Origin of the sequence: Paludibaculum fermentans, from assembly GCF_051172195.1 — a bacterium.
Classification (GTDB): Bacteria; Acidobacteriota; Terriglobia; order Bryobacterales; family Bryobacteraceae; genus Paludibaculum; species Paludibaculum fermentans_A.
In genome coordinates, this window is the sequence record NZ_JBPJAQ010000001.1 from 2,284,333 (window position 1) to 2,309,624 (window position 25,292).

A 25,292-nucleotide genomic window follows, 5' to 3' on the forward strand; every position below is an offset into this window, starting at 1 on the left:
AAATTGCTTCTGCAGGTTCTCGCTCTCTGCCGGAAGGCCGGCATGGTGCAACTGGGCCAGATCGCCACTGATGGCAGCAAGGTCGCGGCCAATGCGAGCCACCGCAAATCGCATAGCTACGCCAAACTGAGCGAGTGCGAGCAGAAGTGGCTGGAGACCGTAGAGCAGATTCTCAAAGAGGCTCAGGCGATGGATGAGTAGGAAGTCAGCGAGTTTGGGCCCAAGCGGTGAGGCGACGAAATACCGGCGGAAGTGGCGACGGCTCTTCTGGAGTTGGCCGGCATTCGCGCGGCGAAGCAGGGACGAGAAGATGCCCGGGGACGCACCGAGCAGGCCGCGAAAGCTATGGAAGCGCAGGGCAGTAAGGTGAAGGACGAATCACAGCGGAAGCGCTGGTACCCGTGGGTCGACGGCGTGCCGTCGCAGAAGGGGTTGGGCAATCCGACGGATCTGGAATTCCTTGTAATGATTGACGGTGCAAATGCTTGCTGCATCCAGGGCTGCGACACAAAAACTGCGGTGGATCAGAGGCAGCAGATGATCGTAGCTGCGGCAGTGACGAAACAGCAAAGCGATAGAATGCAACTGGCGCCGATGGCAGATACGGGGAAAGCAACTTCCAGGCCATGTGTGGCCTGATAGGTAGTGGCCGACGCCGGTATTGGAATGCGGAAAGCATAGCGTACTTGGTGAACATGGAGTGGACTTGATCGTGCCTCCGGATGGATTCGCGACGTGGCGGCGGACGGGCGAACTGCCGCGCGATGGAGCCGGAGGGTTGCGGGCAATAAAGATGAGAGAAGGGCTGCTGAGCGAACCGGATGCGAGGCAGTACCGAAAACGAAGTGGGATCGTGGAACCGGATTTCGGGCTCATCACGGAGCTGAGACATTACCGCGGCCTTCTGCCCGCATCCTATCCCCGATACCGAAGAGGTGCCCGGCGCAAACGATCAAGACTCACAGGCGCTCATGGCCGGAGCGGATCAGGCTGGCCGTCAGCCTACTATTGCCGGCCGCGATGAGCACAGACAGCCCCATCATCATCAGCAAAAGCGTCGATGGCTCCGGCGTCTCTTCGACCGTGAGCACTCCTAGGTTCGACGTGATATACGGAAAATATCCAAAGGCAGTGTAAGTGCCCGGATTCGAGAACGCCTCCGGGACAAAAAAGAATCCGTATACGATTCCATTCGCGTCAGTAAAACGGATGAGGTCGACAGGAATGACGACATCCAATGCACCATTCGGGACGAAATCGATCGCCGGGCCCGATGAAATACAGGCGACGCAGGCGTCAAGGTCACCTGCCGAGAGGGTCGTCCACGAATTGACAAAGCCCGACGCGGTGAATCGGAAACTCTCCGAATGCGTCGACCCAAAGACCGGATTGGTTGTCCCAGTCAGCGTGTAGACGATGGGAGCCGCGCTGGTCGTAGAAGCGTTCATCAACCATATAAGGAAAGCGGAGGTAAATAGCCGAAATAGCCGATTCATCACCTCAGCGTACCACCTGACAGATCCGCTAACAACGCAGGCATCCTGCAGAATTGTGGAACGACGCGTACGCGGGCCCAAACTTCTCATTCAGCGCGGACATCGAACCGCTCGGAATGGCTGCCCCCTCATTCGGGCTCGGCCAACTCACGATGAAGCGGACTCGCGGGCCTTCAGAATCGGCGGCCTGCTTCGGATTCGGAAGAGAGCCCAAGCCAAAATCGCCGCTGTTAGCAGGGAGGACAAACCTGATATGAAGGACCCCAGCCGGAACCAGGTGGAGTGATAGACGACTGTCACTTCGTTATTCCCCGGGGGGAGGTGGATCCCCGTTAGTGCCAAGTCCACCGGAACAACGGGCACAGGCTGTCCAGAAACTGATGCGGCCCAGCCCGGATAGTACGGTATGGCGAAGCGAATCAATGTGGGAGAGGCGGCAGTGTATCGAATTCGGTAGCTGTCACCGGTGTCTGGCGTCAACTATTCCGCCCGGTCGCTGAATGGCGGGGAATTGTCGGCTATAAGCCTTTCGTTTGCAGGGGCTTGCAGAAGTTCACTGCGGGCTGTCCGCGTTCTGTGATTGTGCCGAGCCGACCCTTGAGTGGGCGGCGCTCGTTGGGCCGCTTCTTCGCGACCTGGGCTCGGAAGCCCCCGCAGCGGGCTCGCCGAACTTCTGCCACAGACTGTCAGGCATGCGTTCATCCAGATGGGCATGAAAGCACTCACTCAAACCCCACATGGTGATGACCTCCCTCCGGCCGACGTAATCTGACGCTCCCAAACTAGGGCTGAAGCAGTCTGGCGCATTACGAGAGACTCGTAGAGCAGAGGCGAAAACAGTGGAATTGGCATGAACAGGCACGACCATACATAGAATTCGATTGGCACTGCCTCCACCAAGTGATACTCTCGCCCTGTCAATGGATTTTATGGTCTGGTGATCTGTTTGCGCTGCGATGTCCGAGGTCGGCTGCACTCATCCTGATGAGTTCACGCGAGACAGGGATGAGTCGACTGGCAGAGGGACAGCAGTGGGCTGTCGCTGGACGCGCGCCTTTCGTGTGGGAGCTGCATCGTGCAAATGAGACTCATTTCCTTTCCGCTGACTTCATTCTTCCTGATCGCCGCACTTGTCCCCGTTACCCAAGCGGCCGAGGCCGCCGCCGGGAAGCCGCAAGGAATTGTTCGCTTGCTGGCGACATCGCCAGCAGATAATGATGCGCGCTACGGAGTATTGGAGGCCGGTCAAATCCCGGGAGCTGTTCGCATCGCGATCCCTGAAGCAGGCGGCCACGTGTTGGTGCTGACGAGAGCTGGCACGGTGTGGGCTTGGGGCGACAACTCGCAGGGCCAGCTTGGCACCGGCGATCGGGAGCAAGTCTCGGGTTGGCGCGCGGTGGAGGGACTCTCGGCGGTCAAGGCGATTGCGGCCGGCGCCGGTCATTCCCTAGCCCTGACTGAAGACGGCGACGTGTGGGCATGGGGCGCGAACTTTGAAGGCCAGTTGGGGGATGGCACGCTGCTGGCGAGGATGCGTCCGCAGAAAGTGCCTGAGTTGTTGAACGTCGTTTCGATTGCCGCAGGCGCAAAATTCAGTGCCGCCCTTCAGTCAAACGGGAATGTCCTGGTGTTTGGCGCGAACTGGAATGGTCTGGCCTCGAACCAGACAGACCGCATTCTGGTGCGGCCCGTCACCCTCCCCAGCGTCAGGTTGACCGGTGAACTGGCGGTGAGCAACGGGCGATTGGTTTCGCGAGACCGGCGGGCAACGGTCAACACGGTTCCCTGGCCGGGAGAAGGCGGGCTGTCCAGAGTGGTGAGGTGGACGAATGACGGGGTAGCAGTCGAGGAAGGGGGCAGCGTACAGCAGAGAATTGACGTGGCCGAAGGGATTGTGGACTTGGCGGCGGGCTGGACGGTGGGGTGGATTGAGGGCGGCGGGGACGAGGGCGTGGAATCGCAGGGTTCGAGTTCCGACGGGAAAGAGTACCGAATGGGCGGTGCGCTGGCCACAGCGGACTTGGCGATCTCAGTGACGACGGGAGTCGGCTTCACGGTTGGGAGCCCAGCGGGCTACGTGGTAACCCTGACAAATGCCGGTGGAGCAGCGACGAGCGGGAATATCACGGTGACGGACGTGCTGCCCTCGGGGCTCGGCTTCCTGGCGGGCGCGGGCACAGGATGGAGTTGCGCGGCGGTGGGGCAGACCGTTACCTGCGCGAGTGCGGGATCCATCGGCGTGGCCGGCACCAGCGTGATCTACCTGCATGTGAAAGTGGGGCTGGCCGCATTTCCTTCGGTATCGAATACGGCAAGTGTGTCGGTGACGGGTGACGGGAATACCGCGAACAATTCGTCGACCACAGTGACGGCGGTTGCCGCGCAGCCGAGCATTCCGAGCACCGGAGCGATCGCCGGGGGTTCTTTCCATAGTCTCCGGTTGGCCACGGACGGGAGAGTGTGGGCGGCTGGGCAGAACAGCTCTGGGGAGTTGGGCGATGGAACCTATTCGCCCAGGATTGCGCCAGTACTGGTGAGCGGCCTGAACGGTATTAGGGCTGTTGCGGCGGGGAGCAATTTCAGTGTGGCCTTGAAGGGCGACGGCACCGTCTGGACTTGGGGCGTCAATTCGAATGGGCAGTTGGGCGATGGAACTACAAGCGGACGCAACGTGCCCCAGGCTGTGACTGGTTTGTCCGGAGTGGTGGCCATATCGGCACAATACGCGCAGGCGCTGGCACTAAAGGACGATGGGACAGTCTGGGCATGGGGCAACAACAACTCAGGGCAACTGGGTGACGGGACGACGACGAATCGATTGACACCCGTTCAGGTGACGGGGCTCAACGGCGTGATTGGCATCGCCGCAGGACGAGTGCACAGCCTGGCCCTGCGGATGGATGGAACGATGTGGGGCTGGGGTAACAATGCCAATGGCCGGATAGGCGACGGAACAACGCAAGCCCGATTGGCTCCCGTGCAAGTGAGCGGGATGACCGGCACGATCGCGATTGCGGCCGGGTACAGCCACAGTATGGCGCTGAAGGGTAACGGGACGGTGTGGACTTGGGGGATGGGCATGGCTGGGGAGCTCGGAAATGGAACGAATTCCACGAATCAGCTTCTGCCCGCACAACTCAATTCTCTGTCTGGGGTGACTTCAATTGCGGCTTTCACCATGGGCAGCCTGGCCTTGCTCGGAGATGGCACGGTTTGGGAATGGGGCGCGCCAAGCATGAGCAGTGTGCCAAAGAAAGTGGGGGGCGTGAGTGGAGCGACCGCAATCGGAATAGGGGGGTGGTGGACTTACAGTTTCGCATTTGCCATCCAAAACGATGGCGCGACGATGTGTTGGGGTGACAATAGAGCGGGCCAATTGGGCACGGGGGCAGCAGTCAGCCGGGTGCTCCCCGCCGCAGTAGCAGGTCTCGCTGGAGTTTCGGCGCTCTCAGCCAGGGAGTATGCGACGCTTGCGCTTAAAGGCGATGGCACCGTCTGGTCGTGGGGGAACAACGACTTTGGACAGTTGGGCGACGGCACGACGGTGAGCCGAGCGACTCCAGTGCAGGTCTCCGGACTGTCTGGCGTGACGGCTGTGAGTTCCGGTGCGTACCACAGCTTGGCGATCCGATCAGATGGGACGGTATGGAGTTGGGGGGATAACGAGGGTGGAATGCTCGGCGATGGAACAACCCTGGGGCGTCAGACTCCAATGGCGATACCTGGGCTGAGCGGGGTTTTGCGCGTGCGTGCTGGATACAGCCAATCTCTGGCAATAAAGAACGATGGCACGCTTTGGGCGTGGGGTGCGAACACACATGGAGAGATTGGAGACGGCACAACTACTACGCGGCTGAGCCCCGTCCCGGTGCCTGGCCTGACAGGCGTTGTCGCCATGGCTACGGGTGATGACTTCAGCGTGGCGCTCAAGAGCGACGGCACAGTATGGAGTTGGGGCGATAACAGCAATGGTCAAGTTGGCGATGGAACAACCGTGCAGAGGCTGAGCCCCGGGCTGGTGCATGGATTGTCGGGAATTGTGGCCATTTCCAGCGGGTATGGACACGGAATTGCACTGAGGAGCGACGGTACGGTCTGGGTCTGGGGTAGCACCGCCGGCAATGGAATGGGCGACGGAACCAATGAGGTTAAGGGCGTGCCGGTTCAGGTTAGCGGCCTAAGTGGAATTGTCGCGATTTCGGGGGGCGGACGGCACAGCCTTGCCCTGAAGAATGACGGCAGCGTCTGGACGTGGGGTGCGAACAGTGAGGGACAGCTTGGCGACGGGACCAGAACCAACAGATGGTCGCCCGTACGTGTAGCAACGCTGGCCAATGTGGCCGGAATTGCGGGCGGAGGCGCCCACAGCCTAGCCTTGATGCCCGACGGAACTGTCCGCGCCTGGGGTTCAGAGGAATATGGACAGGTTGGCGACAATTCGCCTGTCAGTCCTGCGACGCCTATGCAGGCTCTGCCATTCGGCTATGCGGACCTGACAGTGTCGATGTCGGACGACGGGCCTGTACCGGTGGGCGGTCAACTGGTGTATACCGTAACGGTCACCAACCTTGGGCAACTGGCCAGCTCCGGCGTCACCACGGTTACGAACATCCTGCCTGTGGGTACGTATTTTGCCAGTGCGAGTGGGGCGGGCTGGACTTGCCAGGCCATTGGACAGGTGGTGACGTGCACCACTTCCGCGCCCATCGGGCCAAGTGTTGTTACCTCGATCACGATCAGGGCCAACGTGTCGGCATCGGCAGTTCCGGCAGTGAGCAATGTCGCGACCGTTACCAACGCGAGCGATTTGAACTTCGACAACAATACCAGCGGCGACCCCTTGGTGGTGGGTATTACCAGCGCGCTGAGCGTGACTCCGGCTTCGGGCAGTGGGGCCCAGCAGATCTTCCAGGCTGTGTATAGCGGCGCGCTCGGCTTCCAACAACTGCGATGGGTGCAATTGCTGTTCGGGACAGCCCCGGATGGCGGCGGGCAGCCGTTCTGTTTCCTGCACTACGACGTGCAGGGCAATGGGTTGTGGCTGTACTCCGATCAGTATGGCTTCTTCCGGGGGCCGGTGCCGCCGGGCGCCGCTTCGCTGGAGTTGCAGGGATCGCATTGCGCTTTGAATGCGGCCGGATCCACAGCATCCGGGAGTGGGTCGAACCTGACCCTGAATCTCTCCGTCGCCTTTAAGGCCGCGGCGACTCGCAATATTTACATGAGGGCGATGGACACCAGCAATTTCGACACGGGCTGGCAGCAGCGCGGGACCTGGACGCAGGTGGGCGCAGCACTCCCGACGCTGGTGGTGGCACCGAACAGCGGCGGCGGGCAGAACCCAACGTTCACACTGACATTCCCGGATCCTCCTGGATTCACCGGCTCGGCGCTGGGCTGGGAGGAGTTTCTGGTGGCAGCCTCCACGGACGGCGGCGGGCAACCTTTCTGCTTCGTGCATTACGACAGGGCCGGGAATGGGCTCTGGATGTATTCATCCGATGTGGGGTTCTTCCTGGGCCCGGTGCCTCCTGGAACGGCCTCCGGTTACCTGAATAGCTCAGCCTGCACAGTGGTCACCGCCGGCACGATGGCACAGAATGTGAGCGGCAACCTGGTGATGACTGTGACGCTGGGCCTGAAGCCGACGATGGTCGGAGTGAAGAACCTGTATTTGCGCATGATGGACCCGCTGAACCGGGACACGGGCTGGCAGCAGAAGGGCACCTGGACGATCCCGTAGATAAGGGGGGAGCCGGGTTTTCGACAACTGATGTACGAACATAGAGTTTCTTTTGGTTGCGCGGCCATTCGTGTGAACTTGGCAGGGATCGTCTGACCACTCGCATTCCAACATGCCCAGACCTCAGGCCGAAGCCCTGGGGGCAGCGGAATCACGTGACGAACCTAGTGATCCTCCTAGCTTGACTTCTTGGGTGGGTGCAGTAAGTCGGGCCGCCGCGAACGGAGGACTAGCCTCAGCTCCGGCAGTTCCGCCTTCCGTTCTCCCCCCCCCCCCCCGAGGATTTCCGCTGGATGGTAGCCAGTTCCGGTGGCCCTTTCGATCAATTGAACACGCACTTCAGGGTGCGCTTCGGGCGGGGGGGTGGACTGTTGAGGTGCTGTAAATTATTGCATTCTCGAAAGTTGTCGGATGGTGAAGTATGCGGCGGGCCTCCGGACGCATGGAGTTCATGGGCCAAACGGTAAGGAGGCTGCAGCAGTAAGTTTCTTATTTTCTATTGACTGCGGAAATCCGCACGTCAGCGTGTCGCCTTTCCGGTGTGGGCTCGACGCGCGCTCAACGAGCGATCCAAGGGCATCAGCGCGGCCGGCGATGCCAGGAGTCTCAGCTGCGGGCTGAGCGGGCCGAGCGACTCTTCCAGGAGGGGGAAGAGTTCCTACTGCGTGACATGCTCGAACTGCAGAAGAAATCTGACGAGAGGTAAACTCCATATGGGGTGTGCTCGTGGTATCCGGTTTGTTTGGCGACAACAGTTCACTGCGGCCGACCCCATTCCCCCCGACCTAATTTCCCCAGTTCCTTTAGCTTCAACGCGGAGTTTTGCAAGAGCCTCGTGGGCATCAAAGAAGCTTAATGCGGGGAAACGAGGGAGAAGTCGACGGGGCTGGCGCGGTGTGGTGTGATCTACCGTGCTCAGCGGCGGCGTGTTGGGTGGGCGTGATGAATGGGGATGGCCTCAATTGGCCTCAGCTCCGGCATCTCCACCTTCCGCTCCCCCCGAATCTGTCCGTGGGATGGCGACCCGTCCCAATGGCCCTTTCGGTAAACTGAACCCGTACTTCGGGGTGCGCCGCAGGCGGAAGTCGGGACAGTAGGTGCTCCCTAAGCTACTGCATTCTCGTGATTTGCGGGATGGTGAGGCATGAGGCGAGCCACTCAACGCCTGGAGGTAATACACCGAACGGCGGGGAAAGCGCGGAAGTAGGTCATTTATTTTCTTATGTTTGTCCGGGATGCACGTCAGACCGAGGCGCTTCCAACGTCGAAATCAAGGCTTCTCGCTGCCTTGCACTTTCGGCTGTGCAGGCACTGCAATCGGCTCCTTCATGAAATTGGCATGTTTGGCAACAACATACAGCGCTTCCAGATAGTCCACCATCGCAATGCGCCGCGCATCAGACGGTTTGAGCAGTTCAGACACTCGGCTTATTTTGTCAGTGTATTGCGCGAAGTCGTCGTGACGGAGCATTAAGGTAACAAACGCAGCTTCGACCTCACGCTCCACCTCTAGCCTTGCTGCATCCTGGCTGGATTTTGGCGCCGACTCAGCGCTCTTTTGATTCTTTACAGACTCAGCTTCCGCCCGCTTCAAGCGTTCAGCCTCCGCCTCCAGCAGTTGAGTCTGCGCTCTCATCCGTCGCATTTGCTCTTCATGGAGGGATTGTTCCATCCGGAGCCGTTGGCGGTCCGCCTCTATCTTCTCTCGAATGGCGCGGGACTCGACGCCTTTACGGTATGCGTCGACGATGGGTGTTCCCGCGTCTTGGTATGGAGGCTGAGCCCAAGCTGAGGCACAGAACAATACAGCAAAAACTCGAACCACTTCTTCGGATCTCCTTAGTGGGACTTTACACTTGCGCGCCAAAGAAGTCCAGGTAGTGACTCGCTTGAAGACGCGCAGATGGGGTGTCCCTCAGTTGTCCACCCGTAGCGAGCGGCTCTTGGCGTGTCACCAGCAGAAGATACGACTCGCGAAAGAGGAGGAGCGAGGCGGTGCGGGTATGTGGATGAAGCCGATCGGGCGACGCTGCCAAGTGTATGTAATACAGTGCAGGTGCTGGGCACAGTCGCACCCGCCTCAACGGCTTTTTCCTGCCCCTGATTTCCGTCTAATAGATGGGTGGGACGCCTTAAATGCCGAGTCAACGGCGACTGAGGATTCCCGCCAGTCGTGGGGACTTCGTCAGTAATCTGGCGGCTCACGGAGCGGAAGCGAATGGAGGCGAAGCTGCGTCAGATCAATCAGCCGCTCCAGGTGTGGAGGCAAGGGCCTGTGCCGGGGGCGGCGAGTGACTCGGAAGAGTGCTGACGGGTCTCTACCAATGCCACGCGGTGCCGGGTAAAGGGGCGGCAATCAACCGATTCCGGGAGCGGATTGGTCGCTACTGGAGACGGGTGCCGGAAAGGCGGAGCCAACGGGTACGGCTCACCCGGCGCAAAGGGTCACTCGACTGTCTTCACGGGCCTCCAGGGCCGCGGTTCGCTCCTCCGTCTCCTGGATTTCGCTCTCACGCCACGCATCGTAGGCAGGCGCTGTAGGCATCAGCAGCGCAAGTACGGAACTGAGCAGGGGCGGTCACACAGTGATGATCGACGCTACCGCGACCGAATCCTGGGGCCACGACTCGAGCAAGTTACGGATGTGTCGTGTCGAATTCAATCCTCGTGAAATCGCCGCGCCCGGCGGCAATTCCGCCACCACCCGAGACGCTGAACTGAGGTGTGGCCTGAGTCCCAACTGCGCCCTCGATGGCCACAGTGACAGTAATGGGCGGATAGGAAGTCCCATCAGCCAAGGCGTCGGAGCGTGTGCACTGAGAGGCAGAGCAATTCCAGTCCGAACCAGATAGAGATTGAATCGTCATACCTGCGCGGACTGCGGCCGTGAATGTCACCGGTCCGATGGTGGGGGCAGCCCCGAGGGCATTAGAGACAGTGACAGTATAATTCCCCAACTGCCCGGCGGCGAAATCGCCGGTGTGGACTGACTGTACGTCAAGGACCGGCTGACGGCCGCTGGGAATCAGTACGCGGATATTGTTATAGGCTTGGTCGGCGACGTACAGCATGCCTGCAGTGTCTGAGAAGAGACCAGCCGGATTCCGGATGCTGGCATTCAACGGCACTCCTCCATCGCCCGAATAGTCCCATCCCCAGTCGCCGTTGCCAGCGACAGTGTTGATCGCACCGGAGGTGTTCACCATGCGGATGCGCCCATTCCTGGTATCGGCGATATAGACGTTGCCCATGGCGTCCACGGCGACGCCTGCAGGAGAACCCAATTCTGCGCGAGTGGCTGCTCCCCCATCGCCTGAGTTTCCCGAAATGCTTCCCGCGAAGAGGCTGATAGTGCCATTGCCGTCGACCATTCGGATCAAGCTATTGTCAGTATCGGCTATGTAGAGGTTGCCTCTGGAGTCGGCAGCGATTGCCTGGGGTGCGCGCAATTCGGCGCTTGTTGCGAGGCCGCCATCGCCCCCGGCACCTCCGTGCCCATCCCCGGCGACCGTTGTGATGATTCCGTTCGGATCCACCTTTCGTATGCGGTTGTTGCCCGTATCTGCAATAAACAAGCTGCCGGACGGGTCGATGAAGAGGCCACGCGGATAATTGAGCTGAGCCTCCGCCGCCGGACGGTTGTCTCCCCCATAGCAGCAGCCGGTCCCCGCGAACGTCGTAATAGTGCCGTCCGCCGCCACTTTTCGGATGCGGTGATTGAGGCTATCGGCGATGAATACTGCGCTGGAAGAGTCGACCGCTACCCCGGCCGGTTGGTTGAGCCGAGCGTTGGTGGCTCGGCCGCCATCGCCGGAATACCCGGATACACCAGTGCCGGCCAGCGTCGTGATGCTGCCGTCGGTTGCAACTTTGCGGACGGAATGATTGCCGCTGTCAGCGATGTACACATTCCCCTGGGCATCTTTTGCGACCGCGCCAGGCTGATTGAGCCCCGCGAACACTGCTGGCACCCCTTCTCGAAATGCCGCGCCGGCTATTGTGCCAATGATCCCCCCAGAGACCGTACGTATCCGCTGATTAGTCTTATCAACGATAAGTATTCTGCCGCCATTGTCCACCGCCACTCCGGAAGGGGAGGATATCTCAGCGGAAGCGGCCGGTCCGCCGTCGCCTGTATTGCCGTTGCCTCCGTTCCCGGCAACGGTTGTAATCGTCCCATTTGTTCCCACCACGCGGACGAGTCTACTGCCCGTGTCCGCAATGAGTAGGCGGCCCGCGTGATCTAGCGCAATACCATTGGGCGAGTTTAGCTGCGCGCGGTTGGCTGGGCCGCCATCGCCCGAGTAGCCGCGTTCCCCGGTGCCGGCCACGGTGGAGATTGTTCCATCGGAAGATATTTTCCGAATTGCATGGTTGTATGAATCCGCGATGTACAACTCCCCCGAACTGTTCACGGCAGCGGCAATCGGGTAACTGAGTTGCGCCTTTACCGCTGGGCCCCCGTCCCCTGAGTATCCGGCGGTGCCGCTTCCAGCGAAGGTGGTAATGATTCCGGAAGGGCCGACTTTGCGCACGCGCGCTCCGCCACTGTCCGCGATGAATAAATTGTTGTCGCCGTCCACCGCGACGCCTTGCGGAGAGCCCAGTTGGGCGATGGTAGCCGGTCCATTGTCCCCCGAGTAACAGCAGGAGCCGTTGCCTGCAACTGTGGCGATGATTCCCTCCGGGTTGACCTTTCGAATTCGCTGGTTAGCGACGTCGGCGATGAAGAGATTCCCCGCGGCGTCCAATGCTACGCCCTGAGGCTGGTTCAACTGTGCTGATAGAGCCGACCCGCCATCGCCTGAGAAACCAGGTTCTCCCTTTCCGGCGACCCGGGTGAGAATGCCTTCCGTACTCAGCCGGAATACCGAGTGAAGCTGCTGGCTGGCAAAGTAAACGTTGCCGACTGAGTCTGAGGCGATTCCGGTGGAAAGCGGAATCGAAGTATCTACTGCGGGTGCCTGGGTTGCCGGCAGCTCGCTGCCAGCCAAGGTCGTGATGAGACCGGAAGTGACAGGGAGTTGGACGCGATTGGATATCTGCCCGGTGCGGTTTGTCACGGATACGCTGGCGCTGCCAGCGGACTCGAGGAGATCCGCAGGAACCCGCGCTGTGAGCTGGGAAGGACTGACGTAGGTTGTGTCGAGCGCGGTGGAGTTCCAATGCACAACCCCAGTGGGGGAGAAGTAACCTCCATCGACCAGTAGAGTGAAAGGCCCCCCGTTCACTGGCACCGAGGAGGGGCTCACGGACGAAACCTGAGGCGGGGGTGCCAGAATGATAAATAACAAGGCGTCTGAAACCGCGCTGTCAGGATTGGTCACGACCACGCTCCCGGTACCGGCCGAAGCCAGCATGCCCGCTGGCGCGATTGCAGTGAGTTGCGTCGGGCTGACCAAAGTCGTTGACAACGCCACTCCATTCCATTGGACTTGAGACCCCTCCGCAAAACCATTGCCGGTCACAGTCACCGTGAGGTCAACGCTGCCCGAAACGGCAGTCCCGGGACTCAGACTTGAGATCACCAACGCGCCTGCCCGATTTGAGTGTGTTATGCCGATCGGTTGGGCCTGCTGATCGAATATATCTGCCGTTATCACACGGATGTAATGAACCTTGTCAGGAGGCATGGCTGCAGGCACTACGATCGCGCGGATGTGAGGGGCGATATCAGACTGGGTGAATTCGGGGATGCCTTCCCAATCGGGATTGTCAAAAACGTCCACCTTGTAGGAGAACTGAGGACTTAAGCGAGGATCCGCGACCCATGAGACATTGAGCTGGTTGGTTGTAACATCGTACGAGGCGCTGGCGATGGTTGTTTGGCCGACCGACTGCATAGGTCCCGTGCCAACGACCGGGAGTGAAAGAATTGTGCCAGGGTGCAGGGACGGAGTGGTATCGCCCCCACCTTGCATATAAAATGCTCCATCTCGCACTCCAGCGTCATACGCATCCTGACCGTTGCCGGAACCCACTTGAAACAATGCGTGCCTCAGGGCCGCCCAGTTATGCGAAGACGACCTGAGCCAGATGGCATTGTATTCAGCTCTTCGTTTCTCGTTTGCGTTTGCACCATCCTGCGGACCGAAGTACTCAATAAACGATCCGATGCCTCCGGACAAAAGAATGTTGGGAGCTGGGTACGCCAGCGTCGCATGATGTGTCCAGGTATCGGCTGATTCGTCAAGGGACCAAAAGGCAAAATACGTGTTGGAATGATAAGTCCAGGCTTTTAGAACGAACTGATACCAATTTCCGATTTGCCAGGGCATCCCATAGTTCAAATAGCCAGCACCGCCGCCCTCTCCCGTGCCATGGCAAGCATTTCCGGAAGGGGTCGAATAAACCACGAAGGATTGTTCGCCACCCGAAGTGGGGTCCCAAACCGTGAAAATATAGTTTCTTCCGCTGTTGGCCTCGGCGCACCGAGTCCCGCCGCCGGAGGTTGCGTCCTGAATTCCAAGATATCCTCCACCGGCAACCCCGGCGTTCCAACCCGTGATGGAGAAGTAAGTTGCTGGCGCCGTAAGGGTCACACGAGCCCGTAGAAAATACATGTCAGCCGGGTTTGAATGGTTCCAATCCTTAGGCGAAGCAGTGTAACTCAAGAAAGTGGCCGGCCAGTTCTGACCGGAGAGGCATTGTGAAATCGCCAGAGTGAGGAGGAGGTACTTGAAACGCGCCGATACAGAAGCGGATTGCCGGCACGGTCGATGCCATGGGTATGAGCGGCGAGAACGTGTCAGCAACCTGAATGCAAGATCAATGCCGAGCGAACCAAGCCGTCCGAAATTATTGAAGTTCATTCCACTACTCCCCGTTGAGTCTATGCCGGCGTCCACACAGCAGCAAGGGGTCCGGCCTCGCATGTCGCTCGGATGAGAGGAAGGGGCACGGTGCGGCCGGGTTAGCATGCGATCAGAGTGATCGGATCAAGTGGTGAGGGACACTTGATGGGTAAATGCCCTCACTCATTAGTCTGCCGCGGAGGGGGAGCGGACGATGAGGCTACAAGATGATCTGCTGAGGTCACTCTCGGGGCCGAGGGTCCTGGTGGTTAGTTACGGACACCTACGAAGCAGCAGCCACTAGCGTCGGATAGGGCTGCTGGCGTCAGGGGCCGCTTTGGGAGACTCGCCGGGGCAGTTGTCGCGGAGATTGTGACGGTCCATTCTGCCGGCGTCCTGGGTCCCGGCAATACCGACGCAGGATATCGATTCTTGTCCAACCTGAGAGCCCAGAAGGGGCGGATCCTGGCAGGAGCTTCCAGGCAACCCGGGAACGCTCGGCGGCGGCAGGCGGTTCATGCTGATGCCTGAAGGCAGCACGGAGTTCGCTCATTTGGCAAGTCAGCGGATGCGTTTGGCATTCCGCAAAGTGGCTACAGGAGTGAATCCAATGGGTGATACGTCGTGCGCGGCGCTCCAGCGCACTCTGGCGCCGCAGTCACTCTCGATGGTTTGCCTGCCGGTGTGATCGCAACCGAGCTCTGAATATGCGCACTGATCAAGAGCCCCGCGTGGTCCTACCAACATCGGGAAGCAGTTGAATGACTATGAGAGTCGCGGCGTCAAGCGGCCGTCTCGGCACCAGCGCTGGGTTGAATCGGGGAGGTTTGGGGCGATGGGCCTAGCCGCGCAAGTGCGGCATAGAGATCTCTGAAGATGATCGGCTTCTGGAGAAAGCCATCCATTCCGCTCTCGAGACATCGTTCCCGATCCCCCGCCATCGTGTGCGCCGTCAAGGCGAGAATCGGGGTGTGAGTACCGTTAACTGCTTCCTGCCGTCGAATCGCGGCGGTCGCTTCGAAGCCGTCAATATCCGGCATTTGGACATCCATCAGAATCAGGTCGAAGTGTTCACGGGCCGCTGCTGCCACGGCCAGTTGACCGCAATTCACCAGATGGACCGACTGGCCTGCCTTTTCCAAGAGCCGCTGGATTACCCGCTGGTTTACCTCGTTGTCCTCGGCGACGAGGATGCGTAGACAGGGAAGCTCCATCCCCACCTTGGCCGCGGCAGAAACGATCCGTCCGCTCTCACTCGGGCGCTGCTCAGGGCTCGACTCCTGGCTGGAGGCTTGACATTTCAATTCCATCAACTGTCGAATGGCGTCAACCAATTCATAGCCTCTAACAGGTTTCAGAAGATGCCGGCTAATTCCGAAGCTGCGGCACTGCATCGCGTCTCCCATATCGGTGGCGGATGACAGCATCAGGATCTGACCGCGATACGCGGGCCACCGGGACTGAATCTCCTTGGCCAGTTGGAAACCGTCCATGCCGGGCATGTGGCAATCCGTGAGGATCACGTCAAATGGCCTTAGGCGGTCTGCGAGCAGGTCGAGAGCCTCCTGTGCGCCGTTGGCCGAGAGAGAGCGGATCCCACGGTGGGAAAGCTGCTTCTCCATGATCCGCCGATTCGTGGCGTTGTCGTCGACAATGAGCACTTCTGGATCACCGCAATCCTGCGTGAACTCCGACAGTGCCAGTAGATCTGATGAGGCGGCGACATCCAGGTTGACGGTGAAGTGCATGGTTGTCCCCACGCCAAGCTCGCTTTCGAGCCAAATCCGTCCGCCCATCATGTCGACGAGCTTGGAACAAATGGACAAGCCCAAGCCGGTTCCCCCGTACTTTCTGGTGGTGCTCCCATCTGCCTGTGTGAATGGCTGGAAGATCAACTGGCACTTCTCAGCGGGAATGCCAATCCCGGTGTCACGCACCTGGAAATGGAGCGGATGCGATCCGTCAGCATTCGGTTCGCTCCACCTTGCCACAGATACGACCACCTCGCCGGATTCGGTAAATTTCACGGCATTGTTCACGAGATTCAGTACTACCTGCCGCAGGCGCGCCTGGTCCCCAAGGTAGCGGGTGGAAACCTCTTCCGATACATCACAAGCCAACTCGAGTCCCTTTGCGTGCGCCGCCTGGGCGACGACCCGCAACGCGTCGATGATGGCGTCGCGCAGGTTGAATTCCACGGGATCCAAATCCAGCTTGCCGGCCTCGATCTTCGAGAAATCCAGGATGTCGTTTATCACCGTGAGTAGAGCCTCACCGGACCTCTTCAACATATTCAGGTAGTCTTGCTGCTCCGTGTTGAGCTCAGTCTCAAGTAGCAGCTCAGTCATTCCGACGACGCCATTCATGGGAGTCCGGATCTCATGGCTCATGTTCGCAAGAAACTCGCTCTTCGCGCGGTTTGCAGCTTCGGCGGCCTCCTTGGCGGCCTCCAGTTCCCGTTCGGCCAGTTTGCGTGCGGTGATGTCTCTGGAGACTCCGAATGTCCCCACGATTCGGCCATTCATGTCCCGCCAGGGCAACTTCGTGGTGAGGACCCAAGTCTCGTGGCCGTCGGGCCAGGTTTCCTTTTCCTCCTTGGACACCACACTGCGTTTGCCCCAGACGAGTTCCTGCTCGTCCGCGTAGGCTTGTTGGGCGTGTTCCCCAGTGAAGAGATCCGAGTCGGCCTTGCCAATTAGCTGGCTGGCGTCCGTGCACCCAAACAGGTGGACCATCGCGGGATTGAGACTGATGAATCGGCTCTTCCTGTCCTTAAAGTAAATGTGCATCGGGAGCTCATTCATTAGGACCTGGAACAGGTGCCGCTCCTCCTTCAGTTCGGCCTCCGTTTTCCTCTTTGCTGTGACGTCGCGAAATAGCCAAACTCGCCCGTTCACCGAGTCCTCGCTTTTGAGGGGTTCTGTGTGGCATTCCATTGTATGGCCATCCCGAAACTCCAACTCAAAATCGCACCGGTAGTTGGGATCTTTCTGCAGCCGCTGAATGTGAATCATCAGCGTTCCTTGTTGCTTCAGCTGCGGCCAAATCGATCGTGATAGCTCTTCCCACGAGCCGGAATTCCCAAGGTTCGGCGGCAGGTGCACCATTTCCGTGAACTTCCGGTTGTATGTCAGAAACCTCCCTTCGCGATCAGTCAGGAGAATGCCGTCCGCAGTCGATTCGAGGGCCGAACGGAGCGTTGAGATTTCCGAACCGCGGTTCCTGAGACGCACCCATGCCATTGCGACGGCGCAGAGTCCAACAAGCCCAAGGGACACAGCGGATGTCGGAGAGTCCGAAGGGAAGCCCGGCAGGAAGCCAGCCGAAGAGATGGCTATGCTCGCCGGAAGGGTGGACGCTGGACGGCCGCGGTTTTGCTCAACGCACGTATTCGTCCGTGCGAAGTTGTGTCTGGTGTTAGCTGGAGGGGGCAAAAGGACCGTACTCGCGACAAGCACAAAGAACACCGACGACCTGCAAAAGCGCAAAGAGCTGAGTGTGCGAGGTACCGCGCGGCACTGCCCGCAGGTCGTAAATGGGAAGGCAGACAAGGATACTCTCCGACTGATTGATCGGATGGATCCTCGTCAGGCTTTAGCGCCGCATTGGGAAGTCCACCGGAACCGGTAGTTTGGACACACGCAATTGCCCGCCCTGGGTATGCATGACACCGTCACGCCCGCGTAGACGGGGCCCGTGAGATAACCGACGAGCGGCGTAGAATTACGTAATCGACGATTCGACCAACCCGACCCAGTTTTCATCCATCGCAAGCAGCATCTGATACTCCTCGCCAAGGGAAGCCGCAAACGCATCGTGTCGGGGGGAGGCTGCTTCGGTCCACTCCAAGTCATCACCGCCGGTGGCACAGTGATCTGCATAGTCGAGCTCCGCGAGGCGGCAGAGTTCCGCGCGGAGTTCCTCGATGCGGTCTCGGGCGATCAATTCGGAGTCGGTGGCCGCTTCTGCGGACTCGTCTGGGTGAGGGCGCGCCCCGGTAATGAGTGTCTCTTCGGAGTTCCGCCTGTTGCGGAGATTAAGCGTCGCTTCTCCCATAAACCCAGGGTAACAGCCAACTACCAGCTATGCACTTCGTGGACCATCCTCGGACATCGAGACTCGGCGCGAAAGTACGGACCATTCGTCCGCGGAGGGCGGCTGAAGTATTTCAGGCAGCGCAGTTTGAAGCGGGAACGTCCGCGATCGATAAGACGGCTGTAGAGAATTTCGACAGGATTCGAGGAGCCCGACTAGAGTGGAGTGCGACGCTGAAATCCTCGCCGCGCATCTCCATTCACCCCGAAACAAGCTGCCTTCTTAGACTGTAATGGTTCAGACTGTTTCGTCCGATATGCTTTGGGTGAAGTATGCCAATCCATACAGCGTTCCTGCCGGCTGAGCGGTTGTCCGGCGAGCAGATGGAGAAGCAGAGCCGGCTTGTCGGGGAAAATCCGACGCTGATTGCCATGCTGGACATCTCGCCGACCATGGTCGCCCTGGTCAATGCCGAGCGGCAGATCGTCTTCTGCAACGATGCCTGCGCCAAGGCAGGTGGGCTGGCCCACAAGAAGGATGCCGTGGGGATGAGGGCTGGTGAACTGTTGCACTGTGTTCATGCAGCTGAACAGCCGGGCGGTTGCGGTACCAGCGAGTCGTGCCGCTATTGCGGATTGGTGCAGGCGTTGGTGGTGGGTAAAAAGGACACAACGAATTCGGGAGAGTGCCTCCTGCAATGCGATGACGGGGCGGGCTCCGGATCGGCGGAGTATGCAGTGGAGGTCAAACCACTGCCTGAGCTGTGTGAGGGCTGGCAGTGCTACTCGCTGCGTGACATCAGCGCTGAGAAGCGGCGCGAGGCGCTGGAAAGAACATTCTTTCACGACATCATGAACCGGGCCAGTGCGGTGGAAGGAGTTTCAACCGTGTTGGCCGGGGAGCAGATGCCTCAGGAGGAGCAAGCCGAGTTTATTGAGATGCTCTCGACCTCCGCGCATGCGCTGGTTGAGGAGATTCGTAGCCAGCGCATGCTGCTATCGGCTGAGCAGGGCGACTTGTCTGTAGTGAAGGCCGAGGTGGACTCTCTGACTGCGCTGCATGACGCCGTTGCCGCATGCCGGTCATTCGGCTTTGCGCAGGATAAGCGCCTAGTGGTCCAGCACGGAGCGGTTTCAATGGCCTTCGAGACCGACGCGGCATTGCTCGGCCGTGTTCTTATTAATTTGTTAAAGAACGCACTGGAAGCGTCAGAGACGAGTGCCACGGTTACGGCGGCTTGTGGCGAGATTGAACCCGGCCTCGTACGGTTCTCTGTGCACAATGACGCCGTAATGAGCGACGACGTGCGTGCGCACGTGTTCACTCGGTCATTCAGCACAAAAGGGGCCGGCCGGGGCTTAGGGACGTACAGCATTAGGTTGCTTACGGAGAGCTATCTAGGCGGCAAGGCGTGGTTTGAATCAAAACCAGGCGTTGGGACAACCTTCCATGTGGAGTTCAGAACACAAGGATCGCGCGAGGGGACGACTCCGGTTGCAGTGATACCCAGCAAGGTGTAGTCAAGTCCGGCAATTCGCGGGGAAGCCTCGACCTGATCCAACCGCGCGTTTTTCCCCTATGCATCGAGCCCACAAGGCGTTTGGTGGGTGATGGTCGGCAGCTGGCTAAAGTCAGCCGGATGGTGCTTCACCGTTCCGACCCCTCCATTGCCACACCTTCGTGCCAAGATTCGAACTCGGGATGTTCATACAAGGCAGAATAGGTCCAAACTGAGGACAGAGTACCGACATGCCGCTCGAATGCAGTGCCTACACCGACGACGAGTTAGAGGGCTACCTTCTGGGACGTTCCCCGGAGGATTTGGCTGAGAGAATTGCAGCCCACTGCCGTGTATGTCCAGACTGCCAGGCGCAACTGGCGGAGCTGGAGCAGTTTATTCTCAAGCTCAAGGTGGCGCTCGAGCGTGTCGAATCGGAAGGCACCGTCGACGACTGGTTCGATGCCACGGATTCAGAGCGGGTGGAAAGTAGAAGCGCTCATCGACTGCCATGCAACACGCCCGTCTCGGTAAGGTATCTCGACGACACCGGAGCCGGGCAACTCTCCCGTGGTTACCTGGTTGACAGAAGTGTGGATGGCGCGGCTCTCATTCTGCTCGATCCTCTCGCGGTCGGCGACAAGGTGTCGATAGCGTTCAGCAAAAGAAGTATCGATGCGACTGTGAAGTACTGCCAGGCCAATGCAGGGGGCTTCCGAATTGGGCTGAAGTTCACCCAAGAGCCTGCCCCGTCCAGTTCCTGAGTGAGACTTCACAGCATTCGGCAGCCAAGAGACACTTTAGCGCCTGCGGCCCGCAGATCGATCTGTGCGCCATGCCCCTGATTTGTTTGTTCTGTCGGTGACGGCCGCATGGTAGCGGCCCAGCCACCCTCCCCACGCCTCCGCAAGAGGAAAGGCTCCCTGATTGCGAAGTGACTTGGCTCGATCCGCAATGTGCTGTTGGTTACGGAGTACGCGTTCCGCGTCTCCCAAGTCTTCGATCTCCAATAGGGGCCGCCCGTTTACGAATTGCTTCTGGAGCCGCACAAACGAGTTCGCCCTAAGTCCTCCTCTGCTCCGCGATTCTTCCATTTCAGGCGTGTAGTAGATCAGATGAACCTTGGCGTCGGTTCCTTCCAGTAAAAGGTAATGGCGACCGGCGCCGTGCCCTGCTTCCTCTTCGCCATGGCCCAATACCCGACCTTCGGCGGACTTCAGTTTCCTCATGTCCATGACAACAAGCGGCAATCGTTCATCAGAGAGGAGTGCTCCGTGGGAAGCAAGCATTTTTTGACGATCGCTGGTGCGCTGCATCGCCTTCAGCACCGTCTCGAAGTCACGGCGCACCAACCATTCCTGCGGGCCGGTCGGTTCGGCCAGGCCCATCTGTTGCAGAACGAGCAGGCGTGCATCAATGTGCTGCTCTCGTGCCCGGGTCGGGATCTGGCCCGGACGCCGGACGACAAATTGCTCGGCCGTCTGACCGACAGGTCCCTCTTCGACCCTGCCCGCCCGGCTGATCGCCCGATCTAGCGAGGTGAACCGACGCTCCTGGATCTCACGACGCTCTGACTCATTCGCATCCAACTGAGTACGGTGCCCCAGTTGCCTGGTGCACAGATCCTCCGCGATCGCCCTGATCCCATGCCGTATGTAGTCACGCGATAGTTCGAGTGCCGACCTGTCCTCTCGGATTCCGCGCAGCGCGATGTGGACATGCGGATGCTCGGTGTTGAAGTGCGGGACGGCCACCCATTCCAACTTCGTTCCCAGGTCGCTCTCCATGCGAGCCATCAGTTCTCGGGTCAGCCGGTCCAGGTCAATCCGCTCACCGAACTCGGGGGACACGATCATCTTCCACAATCGTGGATCGCCCTCATGCTGCCAGCGCTCCAGTTCCTTGGCGGGATCCAGCGGCCGATTCCCGTTGTCGTCCAGATTGCTCGCACCCCGATTCAGAACAGCCCTGCCAGCACTCTCTCGCGCGATGTACCGGCCATGAGCCTTCCACTGGCCAGGCGTTTTGTTCGAGGTGTACATCGTCCGGACGGCGCAACGCTGGTTGAACTTCTTCCGAATCCCTGCACCTGTGCCGGCACTCATGGATGCCTTGGACCGGCGAGAAGTCCCCGCATAGCGGAGCATGGTCCTCAGTGCGGTCGACCAGGCGCGTGCCTCGCTCTGGCCACCCGACCGTGGGCGATTGGGTCGGACTCGGAACTCCCGCCCGTCGTCAGTCGTCTTTGCCATGTTGCTGCAGCTCCTTCATGGCCGCCTGGGAATCGCCCGCCATTCCGGCTCCGGCGCTCTTGAGGAAGCGATCGTATCGAGCTTTCCCACGGGCAACGGCCTGGTCATAGGCGTCCCTGGGCGGTTCAGGAACGCAGGTCAGCAGGGTCTTTACCAACGAGTCCACGAAAGCGAACAGCGCCTGCTGTCCAAGCCGGATGCCTCGGATCCCGCGGGCGATGCGGTCGAGGCTGGCCGCGATCCGCTCTTCCGCGGCGTCGACCCCGCTCTCTCTTCCGGCCAACTCTCGTTCAATCGCCGCCCTCATGAATGCCGCCGGGCTCGTATAGCCGGCCTCCTTGGCCGCGCTCTCGATCCGCCCTATTAGCTGGCCGTCGATTCGGAGCCCGCGGCTTACAGTCTTCGCCTTGGTTCGGCTCTTCACACTCCGTATGGCGCAGCGGATAGGGCCAGTGACAGACGCGTGCCCAAACGGGCACAATCCGGTTCAGAGCGCGCCCGCTGCAACCAACTCATATCCCTGGGGATGGACGCCATCCGAACCCAAAACGCGCAACGACCCTTTATGTTCCACTACCCGTCTGTATGGCCATCATAGTCTTCGCTGCCCGCACTGCGGTTGCAACGAAGTGGTAAGCAGATGCAACATTCTGAAACCCACCACCCCCGGCGCGAACTTCTGAAACGATCCGAAACATTCCGTGGAAATCGTGAAACTCGCCGTCACAGATCGCATTTCTCGCGGCCTACCGGATAGAGGCCGCTTGGATCAAGAACCAAAGGACAAACTGGACCTGAACCGCCTCAGAGCACGACTCGGAGAAAAACCGCGTACGAAGGCGGGGCAGATCCGGCAAGCATGGCCGGATATCAAGGCGCTGTTCGACGCTGGGCACAGCCTCAAGGACATCTGGATCTGGCTGAACGAGATCGGAGTCGAGATTGGGTACGCCCGGTTGTCGCATTACACGGGACAGTTGAGGAGACGTGACCAGGCCGCCACCCTTGGTGACAATGTCACGGCGAGCCAGGAAGCCGGGCATGTCAGGGACAGCCATTTGCCGGCTTCTTACGAGGTTTCGTCCGGTAGAATTCCGACAGAGAGCGACCGGCCGCCATCTCCAACCGATCCGCTCGCGAACATTCGCGAACGAGAGAGCCGGCATCCCGGGTTTCAATACAATCCCGACCCTGACATTAAAAAGCTGATCTGACTGGAAGGAGCGCTATGGCGAAAGCCACCACCGCAAATGGAGCAAACGGAGTCGAGCCCTTCGGCGCGATTCATCTCACACTGCAGGGCAAGGGCGGCGTTGGAAAGAGCCTCGTGGCCTCGATTCTCGCGCAGTACCTGAGAGACAAGGGCAGCGAAGTCCGCTGCATCGATACCGATCCGGTGAATCGGACGTTCGCGCAGTACGGAGCGCTGGCCGCGGACCGGTTGAACCTGCGCGATGAGCACAACCGGATCGAGCAACGGGCGTTCGATTCCCTGATGGAGCGTTTCCTCACCGAGGAGACGGCTACCTTCGTGGTGGACAATGGGGCCTCGACGTTCCTGCCGCTGTGGCATTACCTGCTGGAGAACAGCGCACTTGACTACCTGCGCCAGAGCGGGCGCCGAGTCTATGTACACACCGTGATCACCGGTGGCCAGGCGCTGCTCGATACCCTCAACGGTTTTCACGAACTTGCGCAGACGACTGAGGAGCGAAACCTCGTTGTCTGGGTCAACGAGTACTTTGGACGCGTGGAGGCCGAAGGCAAGAAGTTCTCTGAGATGGCAGCGTATCGTGACAACGCCGAAAAGGTTTGTGGCGCTGTCGTCATTTCCAAGCGGAATCAGGACACCTTCGGCCGAGACGTCGAGGAGATGATCGCCGGCAAGTTGACGTTCCAGGAGGCGATCAGCACCGCGAAACTCCCGATCATGGCGAAGCAGCGCCTGAAGATCGTTCAACGGGATCTCTTTGAGCAGCTCGATCGGGTGCCGTTCTGACATGACGACTCCACCGGCATCGATTGATTTGAAGCGCCTGGCGGCAGAGGTGTCGGTGCAGCATGGAATCCGTATCGACCCGGACGACCCGATGATGGCTGTGGTCACCCTGAATCGACTGGTCTTTGAGCAGGCGGTTGCCCAGGTATTGGACAGTATGCAGATGGCGGTTCGGGATTTCGAGGCGGCGGCTGAGAAGGTCGAGGTGCGCGCTGGCGGTGTTTTGGCCCAAGAGATCCGGTACTACGTCACCACCCTCCGAAAAGAGGGCTTAAGCGAGGTCGGGCAATCACAGCGGAATTCGGACGGTTTGCCATCGCTTGGCGATGCTGGACCGACCTCGCCCTGGTCATCCTGGAAATGGTTCGTTGCCGGATTGTCCGTCGCCTTTCTACTCGTTAGCCTGGGTATCTGGGTGGGTGGGCAACTGGCTCGGTCGGCGCAGATCAGGTGATAATGGCAGTATGCGAGCGTTCCTGTTGTGGTTCGCAGTGCTGGGCCCGAAGGCAAGATTGGCCTTCATCGCAGTCTGTGCCGTGCTGCTTTACGCGGCGACCCGCTAGCCGCGCTACGGTCGACCTTCGGGACGATACAGCATCGGTGATGACAGCTGGACCTGCCAGCGCATCTCTATTTCCTAGCCTTGATCTGATCCGCTAGTGTCCGGATGGCCAACGACCGAGACGGAGGCGAGAACCTACGCCCGTACGAACAACAAAACCCACCACGAGGGTGATGATCCGATGGTCCTCTGTTCAAGCACACAACTCAGTCATCCCATTTCTTCTTGGCGTCGCAATCCGGCTAACGGGAGGGTACGCGTCTATTGGTGATTCACCTACTGCGTTATGAGTCCTGCTGCTCCGGTCTTCGCTTCAACGTATCGCGTTGACAAGAGCTTCAGGAGATTCCTGCCGTTCTCGCATTCTTGGAGTTCGGCAAGGGAGATGCACACGATAACGCGTGGTGGTGTCTTGAACGCGTGCATGTGAATCTGGGTCTTGACTTTCCCTCTAGGAGCACCACTGGAAGAGATCAAAATGCCGACTTCGGCACTGTGCAGTTCGAGCACTGAATTGAGTTTTCCCACCCAGTTGGCGTTGATGCCGGTCTTGACTAACTTGCATTCGCAAAGAAAGTGCGGGCCCCACTGGCGAATGGCCGGAGAGGCTTGAATACTCAGCCCTACCTGCACAAGGAGATCGATCTCGTTCGTCGTGGTCGCTACGTTCCCCGAAACCGTGAATGCGGGCACGTACTTGAAGACTCTGCGCACGAGCCCTTCGAAAGCGCGGCCTTTGATTCTACTTTGTTTTCCCTGCCACTCCGCTGCTGTCACCCCTGTTGGTCGTTGACGCGTCTCAATTCTGTTTATCCTGACGAGCCATTTCGTCACGGTGTTTGGTGGCAATGGCGGGCACAGGTACTGATAGAGCATGTCCTCGTTCACATTATTATTTAGTGCGAAATCAAGC

Annotated in this window: 17 protein-coding genes; 8 read left to right on the plus strand and 9 right to left on the minus strand. The window is 59.5% G+C overall.

Translation table 11 applies throughout. From position 1 onward, the window contains the following. The first annotated feature begins 3 nt into the window (after window positions 1–3). Together ACR9Y2_RS09205 and ACR9Y2_RS09210 are read left to right on the plus strand one after the other, a co-directional pair. A complete protein-coding gene (locus ACR9Y2_RS09205) occupies window positions 4–201 on the plus strand; it encodes a hypothetical protein (RefSeq protein ID WP_435040841.1) in 198 nt (65 codons plus the stop codon). 72 nt (window positions 202–273) lie between these two features. After that, window positions 274–639: a hypothetical protein gene (locus ACR9Y2_RS09210; protein WP_435040842.1), complete on the plus strand. Its 366-nt coding sequence runs from the start codon at window positions 274–276 to the stop codon at window positions 637–639. A gap of 320 nt (window positions 640–959) precedes the next feature. Here ACR9Y2_RS09210 and ACR9Y2_RS09215 read toward each other — a convergent pair whose 3' ends face one another. Continuing rightward, entirely contained in the window at window positions 960–1,448 is a 489-nt protein-coding gene (locus tag ACR9Y2_RS09215; protein ID WP_435040843.1) for a PEP-CTERM sorting domain-containing protein, read from the minus strand. Window positions 1,449–1,643: 195 nt separating this feature from the next. Beyond that, on the minus strand, window positions 1,644–1,976 hold the full coding sequence (locus ACR9Y2_RS09220) for a YfhO family protein (protein WP_435040844.1): 333 nt from the start codon (window positions 1,974–1,976) through the stop codon (window positions 1,644–1,646). Window positions 1,977–2,577: 601 nt separating this feature from the next. On the opposite strand from ACR9Y2_RS09220, the gene ACR9Y2_RS09225 reads away from it, so the two are divergent. Continuing rightward, the gene (locus ACR9Y2_RS09225; RefSeq protein WP_435040846.1) at window positions 2,578–7,239 is read left to right on the plus strand and encodes a hypothetical protein; all 4,662 of its coding nucleotides are present in this window, start codon (window positions 2,578–2,580) and stop codon (window positions 7,237–7,239) included. Window positions 7,240–8,509: 1,270 nt separating this feature from the next. Here ACR9Y2_RS09225 and ACR9Y2_RS09230 read toward each other — a convergent pair. From ACR9Y2_RS09230 to ACR9Y2_RS09245, 4 genes are all read right to left on the minus strand, one after another. Beyond that, entirely contained in the window at window positions 8,510–8,875 is a 366-nt protein-coding gene (locus ACR9Y2_RS09230; RefSeq protein WP_435040847.1) for a hypothetical protein, read from the minus strand. Window positions 8,876–9,875: 1,000 nt separating this feature from the next. Beyond that, on the minus strand, window positions 9,876–14,051 hold the full coding sequence (locus ACR9Y2_RS09235) for a DUF3472 domain-containing protein (protein ID WP_435040848.1): 4,176 nt from the start codon (window positions 14,049–14,051) through the stop codon (window positions 9,876–9,878). Window positions 14,052–14,815: 764 nt separating this feature from the next. Continuing rightward, window positions 14,816–17,275, minus strand: coding sequence for a response regulator (locus tag ACR9Y2_RS09240; RefSeq protein WP_435040850.1), 2,460 nt, complete (start codon window positions 17,273–17,275; stop codon window positions 14,816–14,818). Window positions 17,276–17,756: 481 nt separating this feature from the next. Then, the gene (locus ACR9Y2_RS09245; protein WP_435040851.1) at window positions 17,757–17,978 is read right to left on the minus strand and encodes a hypothetical protein; all 222 of its coding nucleotides are present in this window, start codon (window positions 17,976–17,978) and stop codon (window positions 17,757–17,759) included. Window positions 17,979–18,400: 422 nt separating this feature from the next. On the opposite strand from ACR9Y2_RS09245, the gene ACR9Y2_RS09250 reads away from it, so the two are divergent. Continuing rightward, entirely contained in the window at window positions 18,401–19,588 is a 1,188-nt protein-coding gene (locus ACR9Y2_RS09250) for a sensor histidine kinase (protein ID WP_435040852.1), read from the plus strand. 229 nt (window positions 19,589–19,817) lie between these two features. Further along, complete coding sequence (locus tag ACR9Y2_RS09255; protein WP_435040853.1) at window positions 19,818–20,330, plus strand: PilZ domain-containing protein; 513 nt, start codon at window positions 19,818–19,820, stop codon at window positions 20,328–20,330. A 36-nt stretch (window positions 20,331–20,366) separates the two neighbouring features. On the opposite strand, the gene ACR9Y2_RS09260 is transcribed toward ACR9Y2_RS09255, so the two are convergent. Together ACR9Y2_RS09260 and ACR9Y2_RS09265 are read right to left on the minus strand one after the other, a co-directional pair. Continuing rightward, entirely contained in the window at window positions 20,367–21,608 is a 1,242-nt protein-coding gene (locus ACR9Y2_RS09260) for a DUF3363 domain-containing protein (protein WP_435040854.1), read from the minus strand. A gap of 193 nt (window positions 21,609–21,801) precedes the next feature. Next, window positions 21,802–22,242: a hypothetical protein gene (locus ACR9Y2_RS09265; protein WP_435040855.1), complete on the minus strand. Its 441-nt coding sequence runs from the start codon at window positions 22,240–22,242 to the stop codon at window positions 21,802–21,804. A gap of 286 nt (window positions 22,243–22,528) precedes the next feature. Here ACR9Y2_RS09265 and ACR9Y2_RS09270 point away from each other — a divergent pair, with 286 nt between their 5' ends. From ACR9Y2_RS09270 to ACR9Y2_RS09280, 3 genes are read left to right on the plus strand one after another with little or no spacing between them, the layout of a single operon-like run. Beyond that, complete coding sequence (locus ACR9Y2_RS09270) at window positions 22,529–23,032, plus strand: hypothetical protein (RefSeq protein WP_435040856.1); 504 nt, start codon at window positions 22,529–22,531, stop codon at window positions 23,030–23,032. Window positions 23,033–23,046: 14 nt separating this feature from the next. Further along, the gene (locus ACR9Y2_RS09275) at window positions 23,047–23,817 is read left to right on the plus strand and encodes a conjugal transfer protein TraL (protein WP_435040857.1); all 771 of its coding nucleotides are present in this window, start codon (window positions 23,047–23,049) and stop codon (window positions 23,815–23,817) included. Between the two features lies 1 nt (window position 23,818). Continuing rightward, the gene (locus ACR9Y2_RS09280) at window positions 23,819–24,271 is read left to right on the plus strand and encodes a hypothetical protein (protein WP_435040858.1); all 453 of its coding nucleotides are present in this window, start codon (window positions 23,819–23,821) and stop codon (window positions 24,269–24,271) included. A 384-nt stretch (window positions 24,272–24,655) separates the two neighbouring features. On the opposite strand, the gene ACR9Y2_RS09285 is transcribed toward ACR9Y2_RS09280, so the two are convergent. Beyond that, complete coding sequence (locus ACR9Y2_RS09285; RefSeq protein WP_435040859.1) at window positions 24,656–25,267, minus strand: hypothetical protein; 612 nt, start codon at window positions 25,265–25,267, stop codon at window positions 24,656–24,658. Window positions 25,268–25,292: the final 25 nt, after the last annotated feature.